Source organism: Vibrio sp. 10N.222.49.C9 (genome assembly GCF_041474985.1).
GTDB lineage: Bacteria > Pseudomonadota > Gammaproteobacteria > Enterobacterales > Vibrionaceae > Vibrio > Vibrio crassostreae_C.
This window is the reverse complement of sequence record NZ_JBFRVD010001670.1, coordinates 1-310: the sequence shown is the minus strand read 5'-3', so window position 1 is coordinate 310 and position 310 is coordinate 1. Positions and strand designations below refer to the sequence as shown.

The 310-nt window shown below is 49.4% G+C and carries 1 protein-coding gene; it reads left to right on the top strand.

From position 1 onward, the window contains the following. Positions 1-8: 8 nt before the first annotated feature. A partial coding sequence (sspB, locus tag AB4585_RS29740) for a ClpXP protease specificity-enhancing factor (RefSeq protein ID WP_372172441.1) occupies positions 9-310 on the top strand: 302 nt, incomplete at its 3' end.

Genomic DNA, 310 nt, shown 5'->3' with positions numbered 1-310 from the left:
TTTCTGCAATGACTCCCCGTCGACCGTATCTGCTTCGCGCATTTTATGACTGGTTGGCGGAGAATGAACTGACTCCTCACTTAGTGGTTGACGCTACTATGCCAGGAGTACGCGTACCGGAAGAGTATGTACAAGATGGACAAATCATCTTGAACGTTGCTCCTCGTGCTGTAGGCAACCTAGAGATTGGCAACGAAGCGTTAACGTTTCATGCTCGTTTCGGTGGTCGACCTCATTCAGTTATCGTTCCTATCTACGCTGTGCAGGCTATCTATGCTCGCGAAAATGGCGCAGGAACTATGTTTGAGCC